The following is a 5,801-nucleotide window of genomic DNA, read 5'->3' as shown; positions in this document are numbered from 1 at the left end:
AGCTGTTCATCTCGTGACAAGATTTCTGGTAAGTTTGCGTAGAAAAAGCGGTATTTCCACATCAAGGTAAAAATAGAGTCTAGGTAGCTCTTCAGCATAGTCAGGCTCTCTTGCGAACCTTGAATAGGGGTAAATCTTTCTAAAAGTTCTGCTGAATAAAGCGCAAAGATCTCACGAACGATTTCTTGCTTATTGCGGAAGTGGTAATACAGATTACCAGGGCTAATTTCGATGTGATCGGCAATGTGATTGGTGGTGATGTTTCGCTCACCATGTTGGTTGAACAACTCCAGTGCCGCGTAGACGATTTTGTCGCGCGTTTTCATTGTTATCGTGTTCCCTCTTCATTAACGAATCGAGTATAGCGACTTCACCAACCTAGGTCGATAGAGGCTCCAAATACGGTAACATAACAGACCAGTTAAGATGCCAGTTGAGTTGGCGACAAGGTCTAACCAAGAAGTTTGTCGCCCTACATACCCTTGCAACCACTCAATAACGGCGCTGAATAGCAAAATACCAATCGCCACCGCCCAACGTTGACGCCAACGCCACACGCAAAAGCAACCTAAAAACGCAAAGCCGCTATACGCCATAGCGTGCTGCATTTTGTCGAGATACGCGATATTGCCCCAGTCTTGCAGTTCACCTGAACTCAGAGATAAAAAAGCGATCAATATGGCGTAGCTAAAGATGACGAAACGTGCAGCCGTCAGGTTCATTGGACGTCCTTATGCAATTGGAAATGGAAAGGCCGTCACTTGATCAATGTGGTCACAGCCTAGCGCCAGCATGATCAAACGATCGATACCCAACGCGACCCCTGCACAATCTGGCAACCCTGCTTCCAGTGCAGAGATCAGATGATAATCGATCGGCTGTGGTTTTAAACCCATTTCGATACGCTTTGCGTTATCTTGTTCAAAGCGCGCTAATTGCTCTTTCGGGTTATCCAGTTCATGAAATCCGTTCGCCAGCTCTATCCCCTTAAAGTACACTTCAAAACGATCCGCGACGCGATGATCTTGAGGATTGATTTTCGCAAGCGCCGCCTGTGATGCAGGGAAGTCGTACACAAAAGCCGGCACGTCCTGACCAATTTTGTTTTCTACTCCCACGCTAAATAGTAGTTGCAGCAGCGTATCGCGATCTTCTTCTGGCTCAGCAATGTCACTCAAACCCAGCTTGCTTGCCGCCGCTTTCAGCTCAGTCATCGAGCCTTCCAGTGGACACACACCCAACACATCAATGAAGGCTTGCTGATACGTCATGCGCTGCGCTGCGCCACACTTCAATACCAGCTGCAACAGGTCATCCATTTCATCCATCAATTTATGATGGTCAAAGCCAACGCGATACCACTCCAACATCGTGAATTCAGGGTTGTGGTAGCGACCATTCTCTTCATTACGAAATGCTTTGTTGATTTGATAAATACAACCGCTGCCCGCAGCCAAAAGGCGCTTCATATGGAATTCTGGGCTGGTCATAAAAAACAGCTTACTGCCATCGGCATAGCCTGGGCCAACAAACTCGGTTTGGAAAGTATGCAAATGGATGTCAGTCACGGTTGCGTGACTCATGGCTGGCGTATCGACTTCCATCACCTGTCGGTCAGCGAAGAATTGTCGAATCGACGCGATTAACGTCGCACGTTGACGAAGTTGGTCAATGGAAGCAGTAGGTTGCCAGTTGGTTTGCATAACAAGTCTCTCAAACTTTAATTCAGCGAGGAAAGTCTCATTCTACATGCTTTTTCCTCTTCAAGAAGAGAGGAATATCCCTTCTTCTTTTTACTAATGTGCTCGCAAATTTGAGGCAAGCATTACTCGTGCCGCAGAACAAAAAACACTCAGTTAAAATCCTATTATCCATGCGGTTAATGTCACGCAACACGGGTTTAACATCCCTAATGTTAATGCTTGAGGGCCAAAACCTCGATGCCGTGATAGCAGTCACATAACCTATAAATTCTATGCCCTTAAGTGCATTACCGAAGCAAAAACCCAATTACATCAATTTTTCTGCCATGTGGCTCATCTACACTAACCCTACTACTTTTGGGGAGTTCTTTTTAAGGAGCGCCTCGTAATGACAATAACAAGCGGATTTCCGCAATCACACACTGGAGGATAACTGTGCAAATTATCACCACAGATATCGCAGTCATCGGCGCAGGCGGCGCTGGTCTTCGTACTGCTATTGCAGCGGCTGAAGCAAACCCAGACTTAGAAGTCGCTCTGATTTCTAAAGTTTATCCAATGCGCTCCCACACGGTCGCTGCAGAGGGTGGCTCAGCAGCAGTTATCAAGGATGAAGATAGCTTAGACAACCACTTCAACGACACTGTTGGCGGTGGTGACTGGCTATGTGAACAGGATGTTGTTGAATACTTTGTAGAGAACGCGACTCGCGAAATGATCCAAATGGAGCAATGGGGTTGCCCATGGAGTCGTAAAGAGAACGGTGAAGTCAACGTACGCCGCTTTGGTGGTATGAAGGTTGAACGTACTTGGTTCGCTGCAGACAAAACTGGCTTCCACATGCTTCATACGCTATTCCAGACATCAATGAAGTACAGCAACATCAAACGTTTTGATGAGTACTTTGTGGTGGATCTGCTTGTTGATGAAGGCGAAGTTCAAGGTCTGATTGCTATTCACATGTCTGAAGGCGAGCTTGTTACTATCAAAGCAAAATCTGTTGTTCTAGCAACAGGTGGCGCGGGCCGTGTTTACCACTGTAACACCAACGGCGGTATCGTAACGGGCGATGGTATGGCAATGGCTTACCGTCACGGCGTTCCTCTACGTGATATGGAATTCGTTCAATACCACCCAACCGGTCTTCCAGGCACAGGTATCCTGATGACGGAAGGTTGTCGTGGTGAAGGCGGTATCATCGTTAACAAGAATGGCTACCGTTACCTACAAGATTACGGCATGGGCCCTGAAACTCCAGTTGGCCAACCGAAGAACAAATACATGGAACTGGGTCCTCGTGACAAAGTTTCTCAAGCTTTCTGGCACGAACAACAGAAAGGCAACACCATCAAACACCCACTGGGTGACGTGGTGCACCTAGACCTTCGCCACCTTGGTGAAGAGTACCTACAAGAGCGTCTACCGTTCATCTGTGAGCTAGCAAAAGCTTACGTAAACGTAGACCCAGCAAAAGAGCCGATTCCAATTCGTCCAACCGTTCACTACACCATGGGTGGTATTGAAACGGACGGCGGCTGTGAAACTCGCATTAAAGGCCTATTCGCGGTTGGTGAATGTGCATCTGTTGGCCTTCACGGTGCGAACCGTCTAGGTTCTAACTCACTGGCTGAATTCGTGGTATTTGGCCGCGTAGCTGGTGAAAACGCAGTGAAACGTGCGGCAGAATTCAAAGGCTGGAACGACGCGGCAATTGACGCGCAAGTAAAAGCAGTTGAAGAACGCATCGCGAAACTGATGAACCAAGAAGGCGACGAAAACTGGGCAGAGATCCGCACAGAAATGGGTCACACCATGGAAGCGGGCTGTGGTATCTACCGCCAAGAAGATTTGATGCAAGCGACTATCGACAAAATCACTGAGTTGAAAGAACGCTACAAACGCATCAGCATCAAAGACAAAGGTAAAGTGTTCAACACAGACCTTCTATACGCAATCGAAGTGGGTTACGGCCTAGAAGTCGCAGAAGCGATGGTTCACTCTGCGATTCTACGTAAAGAATCGCGCGGCGCGCACCAGCGTCTAGACGACGGTTGTACAGAACGTGATGACGTGAACTTCCTAAAACACTCACTTGCTTTCTACAAGCCAGAGTCAGCACCAAGTATCGATTACAGCAATGTGACCATCACTAAGTCACAACCAAAAGCTCGTCTATACGGTGAAGCAGCAGAAAAAGCAGCGGCTGAAGAGAAGAACGCAGAGGAGCAAGCATAATGTCAGCAAATCGCATTCAAAAAGTAGACATCCTGCGTTACGACCCAGAAAAAGATGCAGAACCATACAAGCAAACATTCGAAGTCCCATTCGATGAAACCATGTCTGTACTTGACGCACTTGGTTACATCAAAGACCACCTAGACAAAGATCTGTCTTACCGTTGGTCTTGCCGTATGGCGATCTGTGGTTCTTGCGGCATCATGGTGAACAACGTACCGAAACTTGCTTGTAAGAGCTTCCTACGTGACTACCCAGACGGTGTGGCTATCGAGCCTCTAGCGAACTTCCCAATCGAGAAAGACTTGATTGTTGATATGACGCCATTCATCGAGCGCCTAGAAGCAATCAAACCATACATCATTGGTAACGATCGTAAACCAGAAGACGGTACGAACTTGCAAACGCCAGAACAGATGGCGAAATACAAGCAATTCGCTGGCTGTATCAACTGTGGTCTGTGCTATGCAGCATGTCCTCAGTTTGGTCTTAACCCAGAGTTCATCGGTCCTGCTGCACTAACGCTAGCCCACCGCTACAACCTAGACAGCCGTGACAACGGTAAAGATGAGCGCATGAAGCTTATCAACGGTGAAAACGGTGCTTGGGGTTGTACGTTTGTTGGTTACTGTTCTGAAGTTTGTCCGAAGAACGTTGACCCAGCAGCGGCAGTAAACCAAGGCAAAGTGGAGTCTTCTATGGACTTCGTGATTGCTATGTTGAAACCTGATGGTTCACCAAAGAAAGTGGAGGCATAAGGATGAGCAATCGTAAACCTTACGTTCGTGAAGTAAAACGCACTTGGTGGAAGAACCATCCTTTCTACCGCTTCTACATGCTACGCGAAGCTACGGTGCTTCCGTTAATCCTATTCACTCTGTTCCTAACTTTCGGTTTAGGTTGCTTGGTGAAAGGTCCTGAAGCATGGCAAGGTTGGTTGGCATTCATGGCGAACCCAATCGTAGTCGCAATCAACATCGTTGCACTACTCGGTAGCCTATTCCACGCTCAAACTTTCTTCAGCATGATGCCACAAGTAATGCCAATTCGTTTGAAAGGCAAACCAGTGGACAAGAAGATCATCGTATTGACTCAGTGGGCCGCTGTTGCGTTTATCTCACTGATCGTTCTCATCGTGGTGTAAGGAGCTGAGCAATGAAACCGAATTATAGTGTAAACACATCACCAAAACGTTCTGATGAGCCAATCTGGTGGGGTCTGTTTGGCGCAGGTGGTACTTGGTTCGCGATGATCACGCCAATCACGGTATTGGTGCTGGGCATCTTGGTCCCACTAGGCGTGATTGATGCAGAAGCGATGAGCTACGAGCGTGTCTCCGCATTCGCAACCAGCATCATCGGTGCGCTATTCATCATTGGCACGCTAGCATTGCCAATGTGGCATGCAATGCACCGTGTACACCACGGCATGCACGACCTTAAGTTCCACACTGGTGTGATTGGTAAAATTGCATGCTATGCATTTGCAGGCCTCATCACTGCACTAGCAGTTATCTTTATCTTCATGATTTAAGAGACTGACCAAAAAAGAAAAAGCTGGCTAAATGCCAGCTTTTTTATTGCTTTGGGTTACCTATGATCTTTTTGCTTTTTAAGCTTTTGACCACCCATGATCTTATTGCTGTGTGACCTTCTTTGTCTGGTCCATAAGACCCAGAGCACCAAAGCCAGTAATCACATCTAGGTTTGTTTTCAAGCCCGTTTCGTCACTTCCACCAATGTAATTTTGTGGCATCTGAACTTGGAAGTTTTGCAAATTGTTGTACAGCGAGTTCGCTACGTCTCGATTCAATTCTGCCAAGTAAACTTCACGGTTTGCTCCTAACGCCGCATACTTACCTTT

At 47.2% G+C, this 5,801-nt stretch carries 7 protein-coding genes and 1 pseudogene; 4 read left to right on the top strand and 4 right to left on the bottom strand.

Features of this window, described 5'->3' with window-relative positions:
* From R7041_RS22420 to epmA, 3 genes are all read right to left on the bottom strand, one after another.
* Positions 1-326, bottom strand: a 326-nt coding sequence (locus R7041_RS22420; protein ID WP_318128331.1) for a TetR/AcrR family transcriptional regulator, incomplete at its 3' end; no start/stop codon positions are given.
* Positions 327-347: 21 nt separating this feature from the next.
* The gene (locus tag R7041_RS22415; protein ID WP_005381482.1) at positions 348-722 is read right to left on the bottom strand and encodes a VanZ family protein; all 375 of its coding nucleotides are present in this window, start codon (positions 720-722) and stop codon (positions 348-350) included.
* A gap of 9 nt (positions 723-731) precedes the next feature.
* Positions 732-1,703: an elongation factor P--(R)-beta-lysine ligase gene (epmA, locus tag R7041_RS22410; RefSeq protein ID WP_005381485.1), complete on the bottom strand. Its 972-nt coding sequence runs from the start codon at positions 1,701-1,703 to the stop codon at positions 732-734.
* 435 nt (positions 1,704-2,138) lie between these two features.
* Between epmA and frdA the strand changes: the two genes are divergently transcribed.
* The 4 genes from frdA to frdD are packed head-to-tail and all read left to right on the top strand — an operon-like array spanning position 2,139 to position 5,471.
* Positions 2,139-3,938 (top strand): fumarate reductase (quinol) flavoprotein subunit, encoded by a 1,800-nt coding sequence (frdA, locus tag R7041_RS22405; protein ID WP_005381487.1) that lies wholly within the window; start codon positions 2,139-2,141, stop codon positions 3,936-3,938.
* Positions 3,938-4,696: a succinate dehydrogenase/fumarate reductase iron-sulfur subunit gene (locus R7041_RS22400; RefSeq protein WP_053307393.1), complete on the top strand. Its 759-nt coding sequence runs from the start codon at positions 3,938-3,940 to the stop codon at positions 4,694-4,696. The genes frdA and R7041_RS22400 overlap by 1 nt, the downstream gene beginning before the upstream one ends.
* A gap of 2 nt (positions 4,697-4,698) precedes the next feature.
* Positions 4,699-5,082, top strand: coding sequence for a fumarate reductase subunit FrdC (gene frdC, locus R7041_RS22395; RefSeq protein WP_005381491.1), 384 nt, complete (start codon positions 4,699-4,701; stop codon positions 5,080-5,082).
* A gap of 11 nt (positions 5,083-5,093) precedes the next feature.
* On the top strand, positions 5,094-5,471 hold the full coding sequence (gene frdD, locus R7041_RS22390; protein WP_005381493.1) for a fumarate reductase subunit FrdD: 378 nt from the start codon (positions 5,094-5,096) through the stop codon (positions 5,469-5,471).
* Positions 5,472-5,573: 102 nt separating this feature from the next.
* On the opposite strand, the pseudogene R7041_RS22385 reads toward frdD, so the two are convergent.
* Positions 5,574-5,801, bottom strand: a pseudogene (locus R7041_RS22385) (hypothetical protein); the annotation flags it as partial.

Origin of the sequence: Vibrio sp. 1751, from assembly GCF_033339895.1 — a bacterium.
GTDB classification, from domain to species: Bacteria; Pseudomonadota; Gammaproteobacteria; order Enterobacterales; family Vibrionaceae; genus Vibrio; species Vibrio alginolyticus.
The sequence above is the reverse complement of the archived record's forward strand: the minus strand, read 5'-3'. Positions and strand labels throughout refer to the sequence as shown.